Raw genomic sequence first — 20,968 nt, forward strand, 5'->3', positions numbered from 1 at the left:
AAAGCGGCATAAATTTAGAATATTTTCCAGATTTTCAACACGGCAAAAACGCAGTTTTTGTGCCGCTGTGTTTGCTGTACCCAAAATTCAGCCAAAATAGTTATTTTTGCGATCTGGCATAAAAAAGAGTCAAGATTTCCCAAAAGCAGGAAATCTCGACTCCTTGAGCGCTGTTTTTTTACAACGCCATTTACATATTAAATTCACAAGAACAGGAGGCTGATAGTATGAATGATATATCAGAAGAAAAAGAAACGCCGAAGCTATTTGACTTTCAGCTAAAATCAAGTAAATTCGGCATTGATGTTAGAATCCCGTGCATAAAGCTTTCAGATAATCACCCATGCAAAGGCTGTGTGTGGTATGACAGGAATACCGACGTACTGTTTTGTCCGTTTCATAAGTGTGTAAGATACAGAAAAGGTGAATGAAATGCTGATTAAACGTGGAGATATTTTTTACGCAGATTTGAATCCCGTGGTCGGCTCAGAGCAAGGCGGTATTCGTCCTGTGCTGGTGGTACAGAATAATGTGGGAAACAGGCACAGCCCAACGATCGTGGTTCTTCCGCTTTCGACGGCAAAAAAGCATTATCTTCCCACTCATATTCATATCCGAGGTTCAAAAACATTGCCCAAGGATTCAATCGTGCTTGCGGAACAGATACGGACGATAGACAGATACCGATTGAAAAGTTACGTGGGTTCAGTTGATTTTGAACTTATGGAAAAAGTAGAAAAAGCGATGAAAATAAGTATAGGAGTTGATTTTGATGACTAAATTTGGACAAGCAGAATACTGTGATTTTATGGCAAGAGTATTTGCGGACAAGCTTGATGAAATTCTTGATGCAGACGATAAACAGAATTTTAACAGCAAAAATACGGAAGATATATACGGTCAGTTCCCGTCTTCAAGGGACGCAGCGTGAGGAGGTATTGATATGTTAGGATTTATTATTGGATTGCTTGCAGGCGGTACAGCAGGAGTATTCGCAATGTGTCTCTGTACTGCGGCAAAGCAGGCAGATGAAAATATGTCAAATTCGGACAAGTAATTTTGTCGGGTTTGGTAATATCATTCTGAAAAGATTTGTGGTATTCTTGTTGGTTGAAAGGAGAGTGAGAAAATGCCGACAGTAACGGTGATACAGCCTACAATAGCAGAAGAACAAACAGCAAAAATCCGTTGTGCAGCATATTGCCGAGTAAGCTCAGACAGCGAAGATCAGCTCAATTCCATTATGGCTCAGACAAGGTATTACAGTCATTTTTTTGAGGATTCGGAAACAGAGGAACTGATCGACATATATGCCGACGAAGGTATCACAGGAACCCGTGAGGACAAGCGTGACGAGTTTCAGAGACTTATGAAGGACTGCCGAAAGGGTAAAATTGACAGAATTTACACCAAGTCAATAAGCCGCTTTGCCCGAAATACAAGGGATTGTCTGAAAAACGTCAGAGAACTGAAATCGCTGGGAATTACGATATATTTTGAGAAAGAGAATATCGATACTGCCAATATGACCGATGAAATGATGATAACAATTATGGGAGGTTTGGCGCAGGAGGAATCAACTTCGATCTCAAAAAATATAAAATGGAGTTATCAGAAAAGATTTGAAAAAGGAACAATAAATGTTTTTTCTGCGCCCTTTGGTTATAAGTTAAGTAGTGGCTCGTTAATTATTGACGAAATACAAGCTCAGATAGTAAAAGAGATTTTTGAGATGTTTCTGAATGGTATTGGTTATCAGCGAATTTCAGAAATTTGTCAAAATAAGTATTCATCATATAAGGATAATTTTAGTTATTACGGCATTCGATATATTTTGTCCAATGAAAAGTATATCGGTGATTCAAAATATCAAAAAACATTTACCACGAATACACTTCCGTATAGAAAACTCCCTAATAAAGGTGAGTTAATTCAATATTATATTCAAGCCACACACAAATCGATAATATCAAAAGAAATGTTTGAAAAAGCACAAGCTCTAATAGAATGTAGAAAGCATAAGAACATATTGTCAGAATCACCGTTCAGCGGAAAAATTATATGCGCCAACTGCGGAACAAAATATAAGCGTAAATGTAGTGGTGATAAAATATACTGGGTTTGCCGCAGGCATGATAATTTAGCGCAACTATGCACAAATAAACGAATTGAGGAAAAGTTTATTAGGCAGAGTTTTATAATACTTCACAACAAACTGTTATTCAATTACAAGCAAAATCTTGTACCTCTCCAAACGTCGTTACAGGATTTAAAGCTGAAAAAATTTAGCGGAAACACCAATGTTATGGATATTCACAAAGAAATCGCAAAACTTAAGGAGCAGACCCATGTACTCGCAAGGCTGAAAACAAAAGGATTTCTGGACGAGGCTAAGTATATTGAACAGACTACGGAGCTTACAGCTAAAATCAATAAGCTGCAAGTTGAGCTGAAGAAGCTTTCACGTTCCGACGATGAGGATGAAACGCTTGAACAGATAGAAATGCTGTTCGACTTCTTTGAAAAGCGAGATAAGCCGATAACCGAGTTTGAGGAATCTACGTTTGAGAGTATCGTTGAGAAGATCGTGGTAATAGATCAGCATGAGCTGGAGTTTCACTTGATTGGCGGATTGAAGTTCAAAGAAAATATATAACAGAAAATGCCTTGCAGTAAAATTGCAGGGCATTTCTTTGTTAGTTTTGGCACTGGATTTCCGCAGAATTTTGTGGTATCCTTGTTGGTTGAAAGGAGTGATATCAATGGCAAGAAACAGAGTAATCTTGTTCGGCTACTGCATGAAAAACGGCGAAATAACTACCAATCCGAAAGAAGTTTACGCAGTCTCAACGATTTTCAGAGAATATCTGAATGGCAGCAGTTTACTTCAAATCGCAAAACTGATGGAGTCCGAAAAAATACGATATACTGAGGATTCTGACCGTTGGAACAAAAATATGGTCAAGCGGATAATCGAAAATGAAAAGTATCTCGGAACTGACAAATATCCGCAGATAATTGATGAGGAAACCTTTAAAACTGCCAATGAAAAGCGAGTGAGAAAAGCTACTACGTTTAATTCGATATGCGATGATTTACAGGAAATCAGAAAGGTTACATACTGCCTTGAATGCGGAGAAAAGCTTTTCAGAAGAACTAACGGCAAAGGACGTGAATATTGGAACTGTGGAAATCCCGATTGCTTTAAATATGAATATCGACTGACAGATCAAATGATAATAGGTGCAGTGCTGACCGTTTTAAACACTGCTATTGCAAATCCCAGCCTTTTAGAGTACGGCGGCGAAATAAGCGTGTATTCCCCTACTGTAGATGTGATTAGAAAACAAAATGAAATTAATCAGATGACAGATTCCCTTCAAATGGATTTTGACAGAGTGAAAGCTGAGATTTTCAAGCTTGCCGAGATGAAGTACGACTGCTGTACTTACAATGACAGTCCGCAGAAAGCAGCGGAAATCAAGGCACTTCTTAAAAATCACGAACAATTAAATACGCTCGATATAGGCTTATTCAAAGCGTGTGTTTCACGAATTTGGATAAGCCATTTTTGTACCATAGAGGTTGAACTCATAAATGGAGTGCGAATAAAAAATATAACGGAAAGGAAGCTTGAAAATGACCACAGCAACAAATGTAACGATAATTCCTGCGAAAGTGCAGACTGCGGAAAATCGCAGTAAATACCACCAGTTGAGAGTTGCCGCATACTGCCGAGTTTCTACCGAGCAGGAGGAACAGCAAAATTCGTATCAGGTTCAGATTGCGTATTACACTGATTTAATTAATCGAAAAAAGGAATGGACGCTGGCAGGAATATTTGCTGACGAGGGCATAAGCGGAACGCAGACAAAAAAACGTACCGAATTTAATCGCATGATCCGTATGTGCAGAAACAAGAAAATCGACCTTGTAATTACCAAGTCGATATCAAGATTTGCCAGAAATACTGTGGATTGTTTGGAATATGTGCGACAGTTGAAAGACCTCGGGATCGGAGTGATTTTCGAGAAAGAGAACATCAATACGATGACAATGACTTCTGAATTTATGATAGCTCTGTACGGAAGTTTTGCTCAGGCAGAATCGGAGTCAATAAGCAAAAATGTAAGCTGGGGAAAAGAAAAAGCTTACCGTGAGGGCAAGGTACAGTTTCAGTATAAATATCTTCTCGGTTACAAAAAAGGTGCAGACGGCAAGCCTGAAATAGTTCCTGAAGAAGCGGAAACAGTTAAGCTGATTTTTAATATGTACCTTGACGGATACACGCTTTTAAATATCGCAGATACGCTTATGGCTCAGGGCAGAAAGACAGCTACAGGCAAAAATATTTGGAGTAAAGGCGAGGTTCAGCGGATTCTGAAAAAAGAGAAATATGTCGGTGACGCACTTCTGCAAAAGACTTTCACGGTGGACTGCATAACTCACAAAGTGGTGAAAAATAACGGAGAGCGACCGATGTATCTGGTTACTGACCATCACGCTCCGATAGTTGACCGTGACACATATAACCGAGTACAACAGGAACTTGCAAGGCGCACTTCCAAGCGAAAAATCAGTGATAACACCAAAACTGAGCAAGGCAAATACAGCGGAAAATATGCGTTATCCGAGCTGTTGATATGCGGTCATTGCGGAACTCCATACAGACGCAGGATATGGTCAAGAAACGGCAAAAAACAAATTGTCTGGCGATGTATCAGCCGTTTGGAACACGGCAAAAAGTACTGTCCCGATTCGCCGACGATAAAAGAAGAACAACTCCATAAGGCGATAATTCGGGCGATAAATAACTACTATTCCTGCCGAAATGATATTGTGAGGATTTTGAAAGCAAATATCGGCTCTGTGCTTGAATGTCAGGGGCAGGAGGATATTTTAGCTGCCGAAAAAAGGCTTAGGGAAATCGACCAAGCAAGAAATGATTTAGTGGACTTAATCGCTTCGGGCGGTTGCGATGAGGATAAGCTTGACAGTGAGTTTGCAAAGCTTTATGCGGAAGAACAGCAGTTGAGCGAACGGCTTGCAATGCTGAAATCACAAAATCAGACTTCTGCTGAAACTCAGGAAAAGCTCAATAAAATTATGAACATGATAGAGCATGAAAAGTTTGAGTTGGAAATATTCGATAATGTGCTGATACGCAAGTTGATAGAATGTGTAAAGGTTGTGAGTAAGACCGAAATACTGGTAATTTTCAAGGGCGGATACGAGGTCAGAACGGAAATTGAATAACGATTAAAATTTACAGCTTGCGGAGAAATCTGCAGGCTGTTTTTGTTGGGAGGTGTTACATTGGCAGGAAATTTTGAAGGAATAAAAAACCGTTCATATGGAATTGAGATAGAAATGACAGGCTTAACTCGCTGTCAGGCGGCAAAAGCAATTTCAGGTGTTCTGGGAGGAGAGGTTGTCCATGAGGGTGGCGCTTATGATAAATATACGGTTAAAGATATTAAAAGAAGGGATTGGTCTATTGTGTACGACGGAAGTATCAGCTGTTACAATGCAAACGGCGACCGAGCGTCCAAATCCTACAGTGTGGAAATGAATTCTCCTGTTCTTGAATATGAGGATATTCCGCTTTTGCAGGAGGTTGTACGAGTTCTTAGAAAAGCGGGCGGAGTAACGGGTCCGAGATATTGTGCAGGCACGCATATTCACATTTCGGCAGACGATTACACTCCGCAGCAGATACGCAATCTTGTAAATATTTTTGCAAGTAAGGAGGACTTTCTGTGGGACGCTTTGCAGGTTTCTTCTGCTCGTGAATCCTACTGTCACAAGATGGATAAGCAGTTCATCGAGGAAATTAACCGAAAAAAGCCTAAAGATATGGAAGAAATAAAGGGGCTTTGGTATCACGGCAGAATGAGCGAACAGTTTCAGCATTACTCAAATAGCCGATATGTTATCTGCAATCTGCACTCATTCTTTCAGCATGGTCATTACGAGATAAGGGCATACAACGGAAGTCTTCATGCAGGAGAGGTAAGAAGTCAGATAGTTCTTGCGCTTGCCATAAGCAATGCGGCAATGACTAAGAAATACTGTTCTCCGCACGTTTCGCAAAGCGATAATATGCGGTACAGCTTTCGTGTATGGCTTTTGAATCTTGGACTTATCGGAGATGAGTTCAAGAATTGCAGAACGCATTTGCTAAAACATTTGGATGGCGATATTGCATGGCGGCACCCGGAGGACGGAATCGCTGCAAGGGCAAAGCTGAAAGAAAAGCGTGAAGCTGAACGGCAAGCCGTCCGTGAGCAGCGTGTCGAGCCTGTAAGCGAGGTTCGAGAGTTAAACGAAAATGTACCCGATGAAATTTCAGAGCCGTCAGAAAGCGAATGTGAGGAAATTATGGAGTACGAAGATGAACAAGAAGAATCGTTTGAAATGAGTATGTAATGGAGGTCACAATGAGTAAAAAACAGCTATATATTGCATATGGAAGCAATATAAATTTGGAGCAAATGGCATACAGATGTCCTCATTCAAAGGTTGTAGGAACGGCGGAAATCAAGGATTATGAATTGGAATTTAGAGGCGTTGCAACCATTGTTCCGAATAAAGGGGCAAGTGTTCCTGTTCTGATATGGGAGCTTGACGAAAGGGATTTACCAAATCTCAACAGATACGAGGGCTATCCGAGGTTTTACAGGCAGGAAAATATGTCCTTTGAATTGAATGGGAAAGTTTGTACTGGTATGGCATATCTGATAAATTATGGGGAGCTTTCTCCGCCGAGCAGCAGATATTATAACACTATTTTACAAGGGTACAAAGAAAACGGTTTGGACGAGAGTTACCTAATTACAGCTCTGGAAAATTCACTATTTATTGAACATTCAGTAAATGATGAATTTGACGAGGATTATGATCTTGACGACGATATGCAGATGAAATTTTAAGGAGAGTGGTTGAATGAAATACAATGGTTTTTATGTGAAAATATCTCCCGATACTGATCTGCATCGGGAGGATAAGGACGGTAATGATATTCGCTGTAAAGGCTTTACTATAGAAGTTTTTGCTGATGAGTCTGAAAAGCTTGAGATTGATGTTTTTTCGGCGGCGGTGGATTTTGAACTGCTGGAAGACAGTCTTGAAGAAGTGGAACAATTTGCTAAGGATTATATTGACTGTGAGGAGAAGGAATACCGTAGAATGAGTGATGAGTTCAATGAACATTGACCGGTAGAAATAATTTTTAATCGGAATGGTCATAATTTATATTGTTTTAGATATGCATCCATTTGGTATCAGCAAGACAGTTTCAGGACTATCATTCGATAGTCCTTTTTTCATGCCCAAATCACCGACAAATACCACAAAAAATCGGTCAGTAATCCCATTTGGGATCTACTGACCGATCTTGCTGTTTATTCACTTGCACAAAACATAACGCTAGCCTTAAATCAACGTTTCTCGTCCGTCAGCTCAAACCTGATACTGTGCAGGTCAAGCCCATTCTGTGCAAAGTATATCCTGAAAGTTGTGAAGCGTGAGAACATAGGCGTTTCCTTTTCCATTGAAACAGCCTTGCCGCCAGTGCCGTTGAACGTGAACGTACCCACCGCAGTTCCCATGCTGAACAACGTCATAGGTATCTGCGCAAGCTCACTCTGTGTAGAGCTTGCCGTAACTATCACCCTGTAAATACCGAAGTTTGATAGGTCAAGGGCAAAGCTGTAAGAAGTGCCTTTCTTTGTGTCAACATCACTAAGGTCAAGAGTTATGTCACGGTCTACCTTGTAAAACTGTACAGGCTTGTCGTCCTCCTGCTCCTCGTCCTCACGGTTTATCACCTTGACAACATCTCCAATACCCTCCGCACGTTTAAGAGCATTAGTATGAAGAAGAAAACCGCATATGTTCGCCGCATTTCTCTGAAGCTCACACCTCTCTATACCGCCATTTTCAAGGGCGGCAAGGGTGTTGTCGCCATTCTTTTCGCCGTCAGGACAAACCATGTAAACATCGTTCTGCGCCCTAGCCATAGCCGCAAAATCCGTCTTGTCAGGCTCTTTTCCACGAACGTTTATGTTCGCCCACCAGTCCGTCATGGTGAAGCCCTTGAAGCCCCATTCCTCACGAAGTATCACAGTGTTTAGGTCAAAGTTTCCTGCCGTCCACAAGCCGTTTACTCTGCCATATGTGGTCATAACAGAGGAAGCTCCTCCCTCTTTTACCGCTATCTCAAAGCCCTTTAGATATATCTCCCTGATCGCTCTTTCCGATACCACCGAGTCGATAAAATGCCTGTTCGTCTCACGATTGTTTGCGCAGAAGTGCTTTATCGTACCCGTCACCCCTGCACCAGCCATGCCCTTTAACTCAGCCGCCGCCATTTTGCCGGTAAGAAAAGGATCTTCCGAGAAATACTCAAAGTTTCTGCCGTTCAAAGGGTGTCTGTGAATGTTCATTCCGGGGCCAAGCAAACAGTCCACCTTGTTTGCTGCCATTTCAAGCCCCATAAAAGTGAAAAGCTCCCTTGTAAGCTCCTTGTTGAACGAAGAAGCTATCATAGTGCCGTTCGGCAGGCTGAAAGCCTTTGTGCCGCAGTCAAGCCTCATACCCGACGGACCGTCCGAACAGCAGCCCGCAGGTACTCCAAAGCCATTGAGATTTTCTGACACTCCCCCGAACGCCGAAGCCGTACCGGCCGTGACCCTAGGGCTTCCCATGCCCTCGCCCCTTATAATGCAGGAAAGGTCATAGTCTGAAAGCTGTGCAATAAATTCGTCCATTGTGTTCTTGCCGTTCTTAACGTCCCAAAGCTTTATGCCCTTGTCACCGGTGTATGCTATCTCTTTCGGAAGCTTCTCCAAACGCCTTGCACTTTCGTCTACCTCAGACACAGGCACAGCCTCTCTGCCAATGCTGAAAGCTCCGCCCTCGCAAACAGGCTTTATCCTCTCAAAACTCTCCACAGGAGCAAGCGCCTGAGTGAGCCTTTCTGTTACCAGATCCTCACCCTGCTCAAAACTGCAAGCATATTCAGCACTTCTCACGTCACTGCCCACATAGAATTTATATTCCCCTGCTTCAAGCACATAGCATGACTTGTTGCCCGTCACACCCGAATCGTCATAAGAAGCAAGCTTTGAGATATCCACTGCTATCTCAACCACCTGCTCTTCCTGCGGTACAAGCTCCCTGGTCTTTTCAAAGCCGCAAAGCACTCTAGCCGCCTTGCCGAGCTTGCCCTGCGGAGCTTCGCAGTAGACCTCTATTACCTCTTTGCCCTTGTAAGAACCGATATTTTTCACCGATGCAGAAAGCTTCACAGCCCCCTCTGTTATCTCAGCCTTTACCGTCTTTATCTCAAACGCAGTGTATGAAAGACCAAATCCGAACGGATAAAGCACCTTTTCTTTAGCAAAAGTCTCAAAATAGCGATATCCCACATAAATATCCTCAGCGTAAATATCCCTGCTTTTCTCCCTGCCGAAATTAGCGTCCGAAGGGTAGTCCAACGCCTTGGATGCGATAGTGTCAGGAAGCTTTCCGCTTGGGCTGACCTTTCCGGTCAAAACGTCCGCTGTACCCTTTCCGCCTGTCATTCCCCCCTGCCAAACATAAAGCACAGCGTCAGGGGCAATTCTGTTTATGTCGGTCATATCTATGATATTTCCCACATTGAGAAGCAAAACAACTTTTTTGAAATGCTCCCTCACCACCGTGAGCATAGCTATCTCGTCATCGCTTAGCAAATAAGAGCCTGCCTCCAGCCTGTTGTCCTGCTCCTCACCTGCCGTCCTGCCTATTATCACAATGGCAGTTTCACAGCTTTTTGCAGTTTCTTTGACAAGCCCCTCGTCAAGTGGCATCTCTTTCTGCGACCACGGCTCTCCGCCCCAGCCCTCGCCTAAGTCGAATGGGTTTTCCTTGTCCCATTTTCTGTATGTGTCAAGAAGTTTCTCATTGACCTTTACGCCATTATCAATAAGCCCGTCCAGAATGTTCACTACCTTAGTAACGTTCACCATTCCTCCCGAGCCTGTTCCACTTTTATAATAATGAAACTGTATGCGTCCGAAAACAGCCACCTCTTTGTCTGTATCAAGCGGCAGAGCATTGTTATTATTTTTGAGCATAACGATTCCCTCAGAAACCATTTTCGCCGCAGTATCAAGATATTTGTTCCAATCAAGTATTCTTTCCATAGCTTTCACCTTTCCAAATTTTCTATTGAATTTCAAAGTGTATTATAGCACAACCCTCCCACCTATTCAATAAAGATACTATGAACAATGGGTTTACTTTTTATATAACATATCCTGTCCTCAGGAAAAATATTGCACAATGTGTTTATTTGTGCTATAATGAGTACATATGACTGCACCACACGCTTCTTGTTCGGTGTTCCTTATTAAAAAAATTATTGTCGGAGGGGTTAAAAGTGGATAATATCGTCACTGTCGGCGGACACATAAACGCATCTATAAACTTTGCCATGCAGCAAAACTATGTCCCTGTCATAAGAAGTCTTGTAGTAAATAACAACTCAGAGGAAGCCCTTGAGAATATCGGACTTAAAATAACCTTTGAGCCTGAGTTTGCAAAGGAATTTACATATTATATCGGCTCTATCCCCGCAAAAAGTTCTGCCGAGATATCCCCCGTGAGAATATCTACCAACACAGATCTTCTTTTCTCTCTTACAGAAAAAATGGTGGGCAATATCACCATTGAGGTGCTTCAAAATGGTGAAAATATCTTCACCTATCAGAACACTATAGAGCTTCTCGCCTGCGATCAGTGGAGCGGTTTGAACATAATGCCTGAGATGATAGCCGCATTTGTTACGCCAAATCACCCTGCGCTCTCCCCAGTCATTCATGACGCTTCCACGTTCCTGAAAAAGTGGAAAGGCGACCCCTCTTTCACAGGCTATCAGACCAACAACCCAAACAACGTGAAGCTTCAAATGGCAGCAATTTTTGCCGCCCTTGTTCAGCAGAAAATAGTCTACAACGATCCCCCTGCAAGCTATGAGGTCATAGGTCAGAGGATACGCCTGCCGCATAAGGTCTTGGAGCAAAAAATGGGCACTTGTCTTGACCTTGCGGTGCTTTATGCCGCCTGCCTTGAAGCGGTGGGACTTCACCCTCTGCTGTTTTTCATGACAGGTCACGCATTCTGCGGCTGTTGGCTTGAAAACGAAACTTTCGCAGATTGTTGCGTCGACGATGTTTCCGCCATTGAAAAGCGCATTGCAGAAAATGCCGAAGAAATGCTCCTTGTGGAGTGTACAGACTTTGTTGACAGCAACGTTCACGATGTCGAGCGTTTCGACCATGCCATGAAACACGGCAAAGACCATATAAGCAACATGGAATTTCAGTGCGTCATAGACATTATCCGTACCCGTGGAAGTGGCATAAGACCTATCCCACTGCGTCCCGAGCAAACCTATTCAGGTATGCAGCTTGCAGAAGGATCCGACAAGCCAAAAGAAATGCTCGCCCCCTCCGAGCTTAACAGCTCGCTTCTTGGCAAAGTGGCAGAGGGCAACGATAAGCCCGTCACAAAAATGCGCATATGGGAAAGAAAGCTCCTTGATTTCAGCCTGCGAAATTCTCTTTTGAACTTCCGTGTCACAAAGAACACCATGCAGCTTATGACCGCAGACCTTGGAAAGCTTGAGGACGAGCTTGCAAGCGGAAGTGACTTCCGTATCATGGAAATACCTACCGAGTGGACAGTTTCCACTCGTGACGCAAAAATATTCGCTATCGAGAACGAAAAGGACCTTGTGACAAATATCGCCGAGAACGAGTTCAAAAACAACCGCATAAGAACTTTCCTCAGCGAAACTGACCTTGACTCTGCCCTTAAAAGCCTCTACCGCTCCGCAAAGGTGAGCATGGAGGAAAACGGCAGCAACACCCTTTTCCTCGCTCTGGGACTTCTCCGCTGGTATGAAAGCGACCTTTCCGAAAAGCCACGCTATGCCCCTTTGGTGCTTATCCCTATAGATATTGTCCGCAACACACGCAATAAGGGCTATATAATAAGGAGCAGACAGGAAGAAACTCAGATAAACGTCACGCTTCTTGAATACCTCCGCCAAGACCACGGCATCAGTATCACAGGTCTTGACCCTCTCCCACTTGACGAACACGGCATAGACCTGCCACTTGTTTTCAATACTATCCGTCAGGCGGTTATGGGCAAAAAGCGTTGGAACATCGAGGAATATGCCTTTATCGGTCTGTTCTCGTTCAGCCAGTTCGTAATGTGGAACGACCTTCGCAACCGCTCAGAGGAGATAAGCCAAAACAAGGTGGTGTCCAGCCTTATGGCTGGCTCTCTCACCTATGCCCCCGAGGATATAAGCATAACCCCTGAAAATATAGATTCCGACCTTGACCTTGAAAACATGGCAGTGCCAATGAGTGCAGACTCCTCACAGCTTGCCGCCATTGCCGCAGCAGGAAGCGGACAAAGCTTTGTCCTTCACGGCCCTCCGGGAACAGGAAAATCTCAGACTATCACAAATATGATAGCAAACGCCCTCTATAATGATAAAAGCGTGCTGTTCGTTGCCGAAAAAATGGCAGCCCTCAACGTGGTGCAGAAACGTCTTGCAAATCTAGGGCTTGATCCGTTCTGCCTTGAACTCCACTCCAATAAAACAAACAAGACCACTGTCCTTGCAGAGCTTGACAAAGCCCTTGAAGTGGGCAAAATAAAATCTCCCGAGGAGTATTCAGCCGAAGCCGCAAGGCTCAAAGCTCAGAAAGCCCAGCTCAACGATACCATAACCGCACTTCACGAAAAGCGTAACTGTGGTGTGACCCTTTATGAAGCTATATCAGCCTATGAGCGCAGTATATCCGAAAAAGACAAAATATCAGTTTCAAAAGATATCTTCACAAACATAACAAAGGAAACTCTCGACCGTTTCAGCGACCTTGTGCATAGATATTCAATAGCCATAGCCGAAACAGGCGACTTTGCCAACTTCCCACTTAAAGACATCGGCATTACATCATATTCTATGGAACAGCGTGACAAGTTCCACACTGAAGCCGCCGACCTTGCCCAAAAAGCCACCGCTTCCTCTCAGTGCGCTCAAACTCTCGCACAGGCTTATAGCTACAGCGGCGACCTTGACAAGACAGCAGTAAAAATGCTTTCCCACATATACAAAGCTTCCACCGCTGACGGTGAACTTCTTGACGGACTTCTCTGCGCACCTCACTATGATATCACCCTGCAAAAGATCAAAGATACTCTTGCCATAGGAAAAGAGTATACCGCTCTCTGCACCGATATCCTCAGCCATTTTGAAAAAAGCATTTTTGACCTTCCTGCGTCAGAATCGAAAATGCTCTATAAGCAGGCAGAGCAAAGCTGGTTTTTGCCAAAAGCCATGAAGCTTGGAAAGCTCACAAAGGGAATAAAGCTCCATGCCAAAGACCCTGCTTCCGTTACAAAAGCAAACCTTGGTGAAATTCTCGATAAGCTTTGCACCATAAGCGAAAAGAAAGACTTTCTGCGAAGCCTGCCGTCAGATGTAACAGCGCTTCTCACAGGTATTTACATGAACGAGCAGACCGATTGGAATGCCCTTGAAAAAGCCGTTTCAAAAACCGACAGCATTATGAATGCCATTAAGCAGAAAGCGGGTGCTGACCCTGCACAAATGGCTCAGACTATCGGAAAAGCAAACTGCACTTCTGAAGGACAAGCTCTCTCCTCGTTCCTTGAAAAGCTTTCAGCCTTTGAGGACAGCTTCTCAGCCAACATGACCGCCATAGAAGCAAGTGCAGATTGGCTTGGCTTATCTGCAGAAAAGCTTAATACCTATGCCGAAAGCGCCGATAAGCTTAGATACGCCGCCCAGTTCAACAGCGTTGACAAAGAGCTTTCCGACAACGGACTTTCAGGTGTCAGCGATAGCTACCGCACAGGCAATGTTGACAGCGAAAACGTAGAAAAAGCATACTCCTGCACGCTAAACTATCAGCTTGCACTTATGATAATAAACAGCGATAAACGTCTTAGCCAGTTCAGCAGTAACAGTGCAAACGACCTTATCACACAGTTCAAAGACACTCTCGATAAATTCTCACGCCTGACTATACAGGAGCTTTTGGCTCGTCTTTCCGCAAAAATACCTGCCCAAGGCTCAGCCTGTGCTTCCACCTCTGAAATGGGCATACTCAAACGTGCCATAAAGAGCAACGGCAGAATGATGTCACTTAGAAGCCTTTTCGATAAGATACCAAATCTTCTCCGCAAGCTCTGCCCTTGTATGCTCATGAGCCCCATATCAGTTGCACAGTATATAGACCCGTCATTCCCGAAATTCGACCTTGTTATCTTTGACGAAGCTTCCCAGCTGCCAACAGCCGAAGCCGCAGGCACTATCGCAAGGGGCGAGAACGTTGTTATTGTGGGCGACCCTAAACAGCTCCCACCAACAAACTTCTTCTCTTCAAACAGGGTAGACGAAGAAAACAGCGAAAAAGAAGACCTTGAAAGCCTCCTTGACGATTGCCTTGCTATCTCCATGCCGCAGCAGTATCTCAAATGGCATTATCGTTCACGCCACGAGAGCCTTATAGCCTACAGCAACATGAAATACTATGACAATAAGCTTCTCACATTCCCGTCCCATAACGACCTCATTTCAAAGGTGAGCATTATCCACCCCGAGGGTCACTATGACAAGGGCAGAACAAAGCAGAACAAGGCGGAAGCAAGAGCCGTTGTTGACGAGATAATAAGACGAATGAGCGATGAAAAGCTCCGCAATGACAGCATAGGTGTTGTAACATTCAGCTCCGTTCAGCAAAATCTCATTGACGATATGCTCTGCGAAGAGTGGGCAAACCACCCTGAGCTTGAAGAGCTTGACAGAAAGTCACCGGAGCCGGTCTTCATTAAAAACCTTGAGAACGTCCAAGGTGACGAACGTGACGTTATACTCTTCTCCGTCGGCTATGGTCCTGACGAAAAGGGACAAGTTTCAATGAACTTCGGCCCTCTCAACCGTGACGGCGGCTGGCGAAGACTTAATGTAGCAATATCCCGTGCAAGAAAAGCCATGATAGTCTACTCTGTCCTCCGTCCTGAGCAGATAGACCTTTCAAGAACACGTTCCGAGGGCGTTGCAGGACTTAAAGGCTTTCTGGAGTTTGCCGAGCGTGGAAAGCTTGCCGTAACATCCCACAGCACCACAAAAAGCACAAGCGACAGCACTGTAACAGAGTGTATCGCAAAAGCCATAAAAGAGCTTGGCTATGGGGTGAAATGCAACATCGGAAGCTCCGAGTTCAAAGTTGATATCGGCATAATCGACCCTGACAACGAAAAGGAGTATCTCTTGGGCATACTCCTTGATGGTGAAAACACTCTCCACAGCTCAACCGCACAGGATAGATTTATCCTACAGCCAAGCGTGCTTAACGGTCTTGGCTGGAATATCCTGAGAGTGTGGACGCTCGATTGGTTTGACGATAAGGACCGAGTTCTCGGAAACATAAAAGCCGCCATAGACAGCGCACCAAAGCATGAAGCCGAAACCGCTCCCCCCTCAAAGCCTGCCGTCTATGCCACAGCGCAGTTTGAAAGAGAAGAAGCTTCCGCCCTCACATCAGCCTTTGCACAGCCCTATGTGACCGCAGATATTGGCATAATGGGTACATCTGATGACTTTTATAAGCCCGAAAACAAGCAGAAAATAAGGGAAACAGCCGAAAAGATAATCGCTGTCGAAGCACCAATAAGCGAGAAGCTTTTCATGAGAAAAGTTTTCACCGCATGGGGCATAACACGAAGCGGCTCAAGAGTGGAAAGCGTCTTTGCCGATGCCGCACAAGGCGTTTCACCATTCGCCACAGCCGATGAAAACAGAGTTTTCCTTTGGAAAGAGGGTCAATCCCCTGAAAGCTATTCTATCTATCGCACAAGCGACGATACCAACAAGCGAAGCATGGAGGATATCCCCTCCGAGGAGATAATAAACGCCGTGAAAGAAGTGCTTTGCCAGCAGATAAGCCTTTCAGAAGCCGACCTCGTAAGAGAAACAGCCAAGAAATTCGGCTATACAAGAGCCGTGGGCATAACAGAGAGCGTAATAAGCTACACCCTTAAAAAAGCTCTCACCGCAGGTCTTATCAAAAAATCAGAAAGCGGAAACATCTCCGCAAAATAATACGCAAACAAACCAAAACCACCGCCGAGAGTTTTCCTCCCAGCGGTGGTTTCTATTCATATCAGTATTTCCATTTCTCCGAGCAAAGCTGCATCTCAACCATGTGCTTGTAGATACCGTTAGTCTTTTTCAGTGCCTCAGGCTCAATCTCATGTTAGCCTGCACCCTGAACGCTGCCTTGTGAGAACACATTAGCGCAGTGATATAAAACACCATTTCAAGAACTGCAAAGGAACTTTTCTTTTTCTCTTTCATAACATGGTTATTTAAACTTGTCAAGTTTTTTTCTTAAAGCAGCTCAAAATCTTGTAATAATATCATTTTCATGATATAATTTTATCATATGAATAAACGACAGGAAATGATAAAATGAAAAACATAAACAAAGCGATCACTTTCGCTAAAAAAGAAACCGTCCTGATAGTGGCAATGCTCTTAGCCGTTATATCTGCATTTTTCGTCACACCTGACAAAGCATATGCAAGTTATATCGACTTCCGAACGCTTGGACTTCTGTTCTCTCTTATGACAGTGACCGAGGGCTGCAAAGGTCTTGGCATTTTTGAACGCAGTGCAAAATTTATCATAAGCAAAGTCAATACCGCATTTCAGCTTTCCATAGTGCTTGTGGGGCTTTGCTTCTTTTCAAGTATGTTCATAACAAATGACGTTTCACTTCTGACCTTTGTTCCCCTCACTCTCACCGCCCTATCAACTCTCGGTGAAGCAGGCAACAAGCTTCTCATACCCATTGTCGTTCTGCAGACCATTGCCGCAAATCTTGGCAGTATGCTCACGCCTATAGGCAATCCTCAGAATCTATACCTTTTTGGTGTATCAGATATGAAGCTGGAAGATTTTCTTGTAATTATGCTTCCCTTTACTATTGTGGCAGGAGCGATGCTTTTTCTGTGGACGCTTGCAGTGTGTAAAAAGTCAGGAAAGCTGTCTGTCAAGACAGATATAACTGCTGAAAACTTCGATACATATTCGACTAAAGACAAGACAAAGCTTTCAGGATACGTCCTGCTTTTTGTCCTTTGCCTGCTTACAGTTGCAAGGCTTATCCCATGGCAGATAACAACCCTCTGCGCACTTGCTTTCTCTGCCATTGCTGACAGAAACGTGCTTAAAACAGTTGATTACTCACTGCTTCTTACATTCTGCGGATTTTTCATCTTTATCGGAAATATGGGCAGAGTAGAGATTTTCCGCAGTGTCCTCAGCAGCATAATAAACGGTCACGAGCTTTTTATTGCCGTTGCCGCAAGTCAGATAATAAGCAATGTTCCATGCGCTATACTCCTTTCAGGCTTCACCAACAAGCTGAACGCACTTATAATAGGAACGAACATAGGCGGCCTTGGCACTCTTATCGCCTCCATGGCTAGCCTTATATCCTACAAGCAGATATGCCGCAGCCACCCCCATATCAAAGGCAGATATTTCGCATATTTCACAGCCGCAAATATCGCTTTTCTCGCTGTAATGGCTCTTATCATAATGATCGCAGTATAATCCTTCATCTGTCCAAAAAATGTTACCACAAATTTGTTTTAGTATGGTATAATACTTTAAAAAGGTGAAAGGTGCAAGCATTATGCAGCAAAGTGATGACAACTACTGGGACAAGTATATCAATAGTTTCAACATGAATTACATTCCTAAAAAGGAAAAAGCCGTTTCGCAACGTGAAGACGATGAGCTTAAAGGCGCAAAGCTTGTTTCGGGAGATTATGTTTATGTTCAAAGGCGCAAGCTTATAGGCTTCTGTCACTGCGACCTGCACAAAGGCTATGTTACAAAAAGCATTTACAGAAACCACAAATGCGGTGAAAAGCAGTGCGTTTTCTTTCAGAAATTTGAGGACTGCCCCTTTTGGGCGGCTGAAAAAGGTTATAAACGCTACAAAAATCTTTCTTCCGCACAAAAAGCCAAAATAAAATCCGAGGAAGAAAAGTTCGTGCGCATGGCGGAAGAGCTTCAAAAATTGGCTGACAAGTTCGGCTATCCAATGAAGATAACAAGCGTTCGTCAGGGGGAACACAAAAAGCACATCATTGTTTTCTATCTTTCCGACCGACCATACAATGATTTTTACCGCTTTCTTGACCTATCCCGAACCTTCGGTTTTTACCGCTCGGCTTATGTTGAGCTTCGCCATGTCAAGGATATAAACGGAAACTACGCCCTCATGTGACCATACCGCTGAATAACGCTGTCAAGAAATGCCCACACTATCCGCAGGAGGTGTTTTTATGCTTGAATTTTTTGCAGGAACGCTGATAGGCGGTTTTGTGGGCGTTGTGACAATGTGCCTTTGTATCACCGCAGGCGAAAGCGACCGTCACGATGAACGATGATGTTTTACACAGGTAAACTTCGTGATTTTCACCAAAAAAGCTGCCGCAAAATTTCCCTTTGCGGTGGCTTTTTTTATGCCTGTCCGTATTGACAAATACTCCGCTTTGTACTATAATAGTATCATTGTACTTTAGCAAGTAAAAACGCAAAAGCATAAAAGCTTTAAAGCGACACATGAAGTAAAAGGAGTGTATTGGATTGACAGCAAGGTGGATAGTATTGGTATTATACCTTGCACTTATGATAGGCATAGGTGTTTATTACCGCAGAAAATCGGCAAGCGTCAATGATTTTGTACTGGGAGGAAGAGGTCTTGGAGCATGGTTCACAGCCTTTGCATATGGAACTTCATACTTCTCGGCAGTAATTTTTGTAGGCTACGCAGGAAAATTCGGCTGGAATTACGGTGTAGCTTCCACATGGGTAGGAATTGGAAACGCCGTCATAGGCTCATGGCTTGCATGGAAAGTTTTGGGCAGACGTACAAGGATAATGTCAAAGCACCTTGAGGCAAAGACCATGCCTGAGTATTTTGAAAAGAGATACAACAGCAAGCCTTTGAAGATAGTTTCGGCACTTATCGTGTTTGTATTCCTTATCCCTTATACGGCTTCGGTCTACAACGGCTTGTCAAGACTTTTTGAGAAGGGTTTTGGTATTCCTTACAAATATTGTATAATCGGTATGGCAGTTTTCACTGCGGTGTATGTTATCATGGGTGGCTACAAGGCTACAGCACTGAACGATTTTATTCAGGGAATAGTAATGCTGGTGGGCATTGCGGCGGTAGTGCTTGCAGTGCTTGGCGAAAACGGCGGTCTTGAAAATTCTCTTGACCTGCTTGGTGATATTCCTGACGCAAATAGCGACAAAGGCACATACGCTTCCCTTTTCGGACCTGACCCTATAAATCTTGCAGGCGTTGTTATTCTTACCTCTCTCGGCACATGGGGACTTCCGCAAATGGTGCAGAAATTCTATGCAATAAAAGACGACAAGGCTATCAAAACAGGCACCATCGTATCCACATTCTTTGCAGTAGTGGTAGCAGGCGGCTGTTACTTCCTTGGTGGCTTCGGCAGACTTTTTGTCAAGAGCGTTGACGGACTTCCGGAGGGCGGTTTTGACGGAATAGTTCCGACTATGATGGAAAAGCTTCCTTCACTGCTTTTCGGACTTGTTATCGTTCTTGTGCTTTCGGCTTCAATGTCAACACTTTCATCGCTGGTGCTTACATCAAGCTCCACTTTGACTATCGACCTTATCAAGCCGATAATGAAAGAAAAAATGGACGAGAAAAAACAGCTTATCACAATGAGAATTTTCATTGCCGTATTTCTTATCATCTCAGTTGTGCTTGCAATAATCACCCTTGAAAATCCACAGACAGTAATTTCAACTCTCATGTCTATCTCATGGGGCGCACTTGCAGGAGCATTTCTTGCGCCGTTTATGTACGGACTTTTCTGGAAGGGCGTAACAAAGGCATCCTGCATGGCAAGCTTTATCGCAGGAGTAGGCATAACGGTGGTACACATGGCATACTACACCCTTGCAGGACACACAGGCACACTTTGGGGCATAAACCTTGCCTCGCCTATCAACGCAGGCGCATTTGCAATGCTTTTCGGACTTGTTCTTGTACCTATCGTTAGCCTTATCACAAGGCAGAGCGACGCTGACAAGGCTCATGCTGAAAAGGTGTTTGAGTGCTATAATGACAGCGAGCTGTAATAATCTAAAATAAAGTCCGCAAATCTTCGGGCGACCGCAGGTCGCCCCTACACACAAATAAAGACCGCAGAAAATCCTCTACGGTCTTATTTTTATTCTTCCGTACTGCCCTTTCTGTTGGCATAAACGTCTTTAATAATATTGTCTGAACTATCGTTGAACTTGTAATACTTGCCGTCAATGATGAAATCCGCCTCACTATTCAGCGACTCTATCACCTTTACAGGCTGATTATCCTCATCAAAGAAGTAAATGTTCAGCGGAGTTGGACCTGCTCTGCGGTCGCCAGCATCGACCTCAGCCTTCGAAACCTCCTCAAACTTGCCAGCCTTGAAATCGTCATACCAGTCAAATATCTTCTGTTTAAGCTCCTCGTCCTCGATATCCCAAGCGTCAAGCTCGGTGTGAACGCCGTCACCCAAAAGGTTTGCCGAAACTGTTGTGTCTCTTTCAACAGTCTTGTCCTCTGCACTATCAATGCTTACCGCAGCCGTGGTCGTTGTGGTCGTGGTGGTCGTGGTGGTCGTTGTGGTTTTATCCTCCACAGCGCTGTCAGCCGCATTTGAACAGCCATAAAGCCCCACGCTGAGCAAAGCCATTGTCAATGCGATCATCTTCTTAATGTTTTTTGCTTTCATATTATCTCCTCCCTACAAAAATCTATGCTTTATAAAT

General features: G+C 43.9%; 17 protein-coding genes. 15 read left to right on the plus strand and 2 right to left on the minus strand.

Translation table 11 applies throughout. From position 1 onward, the window contains the following. Positions 1-227: 227 nt before the first annotated feature. From DW938_RS05295 to DW938_RS05335, 10 genes are all read left to right on the plus strand, one after another. Entirely contained in the window at positions 228-431 is a 204-nt protein-coding gene (locus tag DW938_RS05295; protein ID WP_117905928.1) for a hypothetical protein, read from the plus strand. Position 432: 1 nt separating this feature from the next. Further along, a complete protein-coding gene (locus tag DW938_RS05300) occupies positions 433-780 on the plus strand; it encodes a type II toxin-antitoxin system PemK/MazF family toxin (protein WP_117864168.1) in 348 nt (115 codons plus the stop codon). Further along, a complete protein-coding gene (locus DW938_RS14730; protein WP_181982725.1) occupies positions 773-931 on the plus strand; it encodes a hypothetical protein in 159 nt (52 codons plus the stop codon). Before DW938_RS05300 ends, DW938_RS14730 begins: the two co-directional genes overlap by 8 nt. 12 nt (positions 932-943) lie before the next feature. Next, entirely contained in the window at positions 944-1,057 is a 114-nt protein-coding gene (locus DW938_RS05305) for a DUF3789 domain-containing protein (RefSeq protein WP_117897719.1), read from the plus strand. A 72-nt stretch (positions 1,058-1,129) separates the two neighbouring features. Then, positions 1,130-2,656 carry a recombinase family protein gene (locus DW938_RS05310; RefSeq protein ID WP_118124117.1) on the plus strand — a complete coding sequence of 509 codons (1,527 nt, stop codon included), beginning with the start codon at positions 1,130-1,132 and terminating at the stop codon, positions 2,654-2,656. Positions 2,657-2,762: 106 nt separating this feature from the next. Next, positions 2,763-3,704 (plus strand): recombinase family protein, encoded by a 942-nt coding sequence (locus DW938_RS05315; protein ID WP_118124118.1) that lies wholly within the window; start codon positions 2,763-2,765, stop codon positions 3,702-3,704. Further along, positions 3,640-5,256, plus strand: a complete 1,617-nt coding sequence (locus DW938_RS05320; RefSeq protein WP_118124119.1) for a recombinase family protein — start codon at positions 3,640-3,642, stop codon at positions 5,254-5,256. Before DW938_RS05315 ends, DW938_RS05320 begins: the two co-directional genes overlap by 65 nt. A 60-nt stretch (positions 5,257-5,316) precedes the next feature. Beyond that, positions 5,317-6,429, plus strand: a complete 1,113-nt coding sequence (locus tag DW938_RS05325; RefSeq protein WP_118124120.1) for an amidoligase family protein — start codon at positions 5,317-5,319, stop codon at positions 6,427-6,429. Positions 6,430-6,440: 11 nt separating this feature from the next. After that, positions 6,441-6,932: a gamma-glutamylcyclotransferase family protein gene (locus DW938_RS05330; RefSeq protein WP_118124121.1), complete on the plus strand. Its 492-nt coding sequence runs from the start codon at positions 6,441-6,443 to the stop codon at positions 6,930-6,932. 13 nt (positions 6,933-6,945) lie between these two features. Beyond that, positions 6,946-7,215, plus strand: a complete 270-nt coding sequence (locus DW938_RS05335; protein WP_117877033.1) for a hypothetical protein — start codon at positions 6,946-6,948, stop codon at positions 7,213-7,215. Positions 7,216-7,439: 224 nt separating this feature from the next. Here DW938_RS05335 and DW938_RS05340 read toward each other — a convergent pair whose 3' ends face one another. Next, positions 7,440-10,190: a glycoside hydrolase family 3 protein gene (locus tag DW938_RS05340; RefSeq protein ID WP_118124122.1), complete on the minus strand. Its 2,751-nt coding sequence runs from the start codon at positions 10,188-10,190 to the stop codon at positions 7,440-7,442. Positions 10,191-10,426: 236 nt separating this feature from the next. Here DW938_RS05340 and DW938_RS05345 point away from each other — a divergent pair, with 236 nt between their 5' ends. The 5 genes from DW938_RS05345 (at position 10,427) to DW938_RS05365 (ending at position 20,293) form a co-directional block, all read left to right on the plus strand. Beyond that, on the plus strand, positions 10,427-16,195 hold the full coding sequence (locus DW938_RS05345; protein WP_118124123.1) for a DUF3320 domain-containing protein: 5,769 nt from the start codon (positions 10,427-10,429) through the stop codon (positions 16,193-16,195). Positions 16,196-16,564: 369 nt separating this feature from the next. After that, on the plus strand, positions 16,565-17,713 hold the full coding sequence (locus DW938_RS05350; protein ID WP_118124124.1) for an SLC13 family permease: 1,149 nt from the start codon (positions 16,565-16,567) through the stop codon (positions 17,711-17,713). Between the two features lie 82 nt (positions 17,714-17,795). After that, positions 17,796-18,395 (plus strand): hypothetical protein, encoded by a 600-nt coding sequence (locus DW938_RS05355; protein ID WP_022288117.1) that lies wholly within the window; start codon positions 17,796-17,798, stop codon positions 18,393-18,395. A gap of 58 nt (positions 18,396-18,453) precedes the next feature. Then, positions 18,454-18,558, plus strand: coding sequence for a DUF3789 domain-containing protein (locus tag DW938_RS05360; protein WP_118124125.1), 105 nt, complete (start codon positions 18,454-18,456; stop codon positions 18,556-18,558). A gap of 241 nt (positions 18,559-18,799) precedes the next feature. Next, on the plus strand, positions 18,800-20,293 hold the full coding sequence (locus DW938_RS05365; RefSeq protein ID WP_118124167.1) for a sodium/solute symporter: 1,494 nt from the start codon (positions 18,800-18,802) through the stop codon (positions 20,291-20,293). 92 nt (positions 20,294-20,385) lie between these two features. Here the strand turns inward: DW938_RS05365 and DW938_RS05370 are convergent, their stop codons facing one another. After that, positions 20,386-20,931: a hypothetical protein gene (locus DW938_RS05370; RefSeq protein ID WP_118124126.1), complete on the minus strand. Its 546-nt coding sequence runs from the start codon at positions 20,929-20,931 to the stop codon at positions 20,386-20,388. Positions 20,932-20,968 lie beyond the last annotated feature (37 nt).

This window comes from Ruminococcus sp. AM43-6, from assembly GCF_003461785.1.
Classification (GTDB): domain Bacteria; phylum Bacillota; class Clostridia; order Oscillospirales; family Ruminococcaceae; genus Hominimerdicola; species Hominimerdicola aceti.

Coding starts and splice junctions, on each gene's coding strand:
- DW938_RS05350 (WP_118124124.1), top strand. CDS start 16,565: ATGAAAAACATAAACAAAGCGATCACTTTCGCTAAAAAAGAAACCGTC.
- DW938_RS05360 (WP_118124125.1), top strand. CDS start 18,454: ATGCTTGAATTTTTTGCAGGAACGCTGATAGGCGGTTTTGTGGGCGTT.
- DW938_RS05315 (WP_118124118.1), top strand. CDS start 2,763: ATGGCAAGAAACAGAGTAATCTTGTTCGGCTACTGCATGAAAAACGGC.
- DW938_RS05335 (WP_117877033.1), top strand. CDS start 6,946: ATGAAATACAATGGTTTTTATGTGAAAATATCTCCCGATACTGATCTG.
- DW938_RS05365 (WP_118124167.1), top strand. CDS start 18,800: ATGATAGGCATAGGTGTTTATTACCGCAGAAAATCGGCAAGCGTCAAT.
- DW938_RS05370 (WP_118124126.1), bottom strand. CDS start 20,931: ATGAAAGCAAAAAACATTAAGAAGATGATCGCATTGACAATGGCTTTG.
- DW938_RS05330 (WP_118124121.1), top strand. CDS start 6,441: ATGAGTAAAAAACAGCTATATATTGCATATGGAAGCAATATAAATTTG.
- DW938_RS05340 (WP_118124122.1), bottom strand. CDS start 10,190: ATGGAAAGAATACTTGATTGGAACAAATATCTTGATACTGCGGCGAAA.
- DW938_RS05305 (WP_117897719.1), top strand. CDS start 944: ATGTTAGGATTTATTATTGGATTGCTTGCAGGCGGTACAGCAGGAGTA.
- DW938_RS05355 (WP_022288117.1), top strand. CDS start 17,796: ATGCAGCAAAGTGATGACAACTACTGGGACAAGTATATCAATAGTTTC.
- DW938_RS05310 (WP_118124117.1), top strand. CDS start 1,130: ATGCCGACAGTAACGGTGATACAGCCTACAATAGCAGAAGAACAAACA.
- DW938_RS14730 (WP_181982725.1), top strand. CDS start 773: ATGACTAAATTTGGACAAGCAGAATACTGTGATTTTATGGCAAGAGTA.
- DW938_RS05320 (WP_118124119.1), top strand. CDS start 3,640: ATGACCACAGCAACAAATGTAACGATAATTCCTGCGAAAGTGCAGACT.
- DW938_RS05295 (WP_117905928.1), top strand. CDS start 228: ATGAATGATATATCAGAAGAAAAAGAAACGCCGAAGCTATTTGACTTT.
- DW938_RS05300 (WP_117864168.1), top strand. CDS start 433: ATGCTGATTAAACGTGGAGATATTTTTTACGCAGATTTGAATCCCGTG.